This window comes from Pedobacter sp. 01T416_2 (assembly GCF_056398925.1).
In genome coordinates, this window is the sequence record NZ_JBFTQI010000932.1 from 1 (window position 1) to 2,095 (window position 2,095).

General features: G+C 37.2%; 3 protein-coding genes. 1 reads left to right on the plus strand and 2 read right to left on the minus strand.

The annotated features are described in order from the left end of the window. The coding region (locus tag AC1DPQ_RS25950; RefSeq protein WP_477611333.1) for a DinB family protein at positions 1-402 on the minus strand (402 nt) is incomplete at its 3' end. Positions 403-516: 114 nt separating this feature from the next. Between AC1DPQ_RS25950 and AC1DPQ_RS25955 the strand changes: the two genes are divergently transcribed. Continuing rightward, entirely contained in the window at positions 517-1,590 is a 1,074-nt protein-coding gene (locus AC1DPQ_RS25955; protein WP_477585008.1) for an aminotransferase class V-fold PLP-dependent enzyme, read from the plus strand. Here the strand turns inward: AC1DPQ_RS25955 and AC1DPQ_RS25960 are convergent. Beyond that, positions 1,587-2,095, minus strand: a 509-nt coding sequence (locus AC1DPQ_RS25960; protein ID WP_477611334.1) for an L-histidine N(alpha)-methyltransferase, incomplete at its 5' end; no start/stop codon positions are given. The genes AC1DPQ_RS25955 and AC1DPQ_RS25960 overlap by 4 nt on opposite strands.

Below are 2,095 nucleotides of genomic sequence, written 5' to 3' on the forward strand. Positions count from 1 at the left end.
CTGTAGGGCTTCGCGTAATACAGTTTGTCCATCGCCATGCGGAATTGGCACATATAAGTCTGAAGAATCTAACAAAGCAATAAATTCTTTCAGATCAGCATCAATCTGTTTTAGTGTATTGTTCCAGGCATGTTCATCTTTAGGCACCAGTTCTTTAGGCCAATATTCCTCTGGCCATTTAGGCGATCGATGCGATCCATCCTTGCTAAATTCGAGCATATCCCACTGGGCAATTTTGATATGTTCTACCAATTGCCAAATGCTGTAAGGTAAGTTGTAAGGCTTTTCGCCCAATAGATTAAAAGGCAAATTGGCAACAGCATCTTTAAACCCTACATGCGCTCCACCCCCATTTAATAATTTTTTAAGTTCCGTAACCAGTATTGATGTTTGATTTTCCATATAACATTAGCAGATTGTATAAATCTAACAAACGTGATTCTCATAGGTTTGTATAAAAATCAATTTCGGTGGCAGCATCTATTTTTTTAACGCACAATTCTTTTAAATTTGGGCATGAACCTATCTTTTCCGATCCTCACAGCATATACCTATCTCAACACCGCTAATTCTGGCATTTTATCTACCAATTTGGCAGAATGGAGAACTAAACATGATCAAAACTTTATTTCAGGAGGAAGTATTTTCAGAATGGAAAATCTGCCCATCATTACTGACCTCAGAAATAACATAGCTAAACTTTTCAGTTCAAAATCCGAGAACACCTATCTGGTTCAGAATTTTTCAGTAGGTTTTAATACTTTACTGAGTGGATTGGACAAAAACCATCGTTTTCTATTACTGGAGGAGGAATATCCATCTGTGAGTTATCCTGTAATCAGTATGGGTTTTGGGTACAATAGCATAGCCATTGATGAAAAGCTAGAAGAAAACATCATCATTGCCATTGAAAAATTTAAACCTACCGTGCTGGCATTTAGTATGGTACAATATATTAGTGGATTAAGGATGGATGATGAATTTATCCAGAAATTAAAAGCTACATATCCAGATCTTTTGTTGATCGGTGATGGCACTCAGTTTTTAGGCACAACAAATTTTAACTTTGAAAAATCAGGCTTGGATGCTTTAATCGGAAGTGGCTATAAATGGCTTTTAGCGGGGTATGGAAACGGTTATGCCTTTCTTTCCGATCAGATGAAAGATGCGATTTATAGCAAAAACAAACTGGCCGACTTACCTACAGCACCTTTCTTAAAAGGTAAAGACCACCTATCTATGTGTTTCGAACCCGGGCATTTAGACACTTTAAATTTTGGTACACTAAACGAAAGCTTAAACGAGCTTGGCTCAATCGGTTTCGATTGGATTGAAAAAACCGCACAAGCAATTTCCAACAAAGCCAGGCTAGCATTAAATTCAAGAGGCTTAATTCCAGATTGGACATTGGAGCGAAAATACCAATCTACTATTATGAGCATGCCATTGGATCAAAAAACAGTTGACAAAATCGCTGCAGCCAAAATACTTTGCTCACCACGTGGCAAAGGCACAAGGATTTCATTTCACTTTTATAATACAGAAGAGGATTTAAATCAACTGCTCCAGGTTTTGGATAACCGCAGTTAGTCTACTTTCCAGATGGCATCTACAAAATACTGATGTTGATCGAAGAAACGCTTAAGCGGTTTAAATCCGGTTTTTTCTGCAAGCTGATCGATATCATTAAGCGAATACTTTTGTGATATTTCCATAAAAATATGTTCGTTTTCTGCAAAATGAATGGCATTTTGACCAATATTAACAATCTGTTTTTTTAAACTGATGAGGTAACTTTTACAGGCTCCAGATTCTGGATCGTAACTGGCATAGTGCTCAAAATTGTTCAGATCAAAATTGCCATCCAATTCTTTATTGATGCGATGAAGCAAATTGAGGTTAAATGATCTGGTAATTCCACCTTTATCATTATAGGCAGAAAGAATCTGCTGGGGATTTTTTTTTAGGTCGAATCCAATGATCAATAAATCCTTAGGAGAAAGCAGTTTTTTTAATGACGAGCAGAATTTTCCGGCATCGGCTATACTCATGTTTCCGATATTTGCGCCCATAAAAAGCACAACCTTTCTGCGGC

Coding starts and splice junctions, on each gene's coding strand:
- AC1DPQ_RS25955 (WP_477585008.1), top strand. CDS start 517: ATGAACCTATCTTTTCCGATCCTCACAGCATATACCTATCTCAACACC.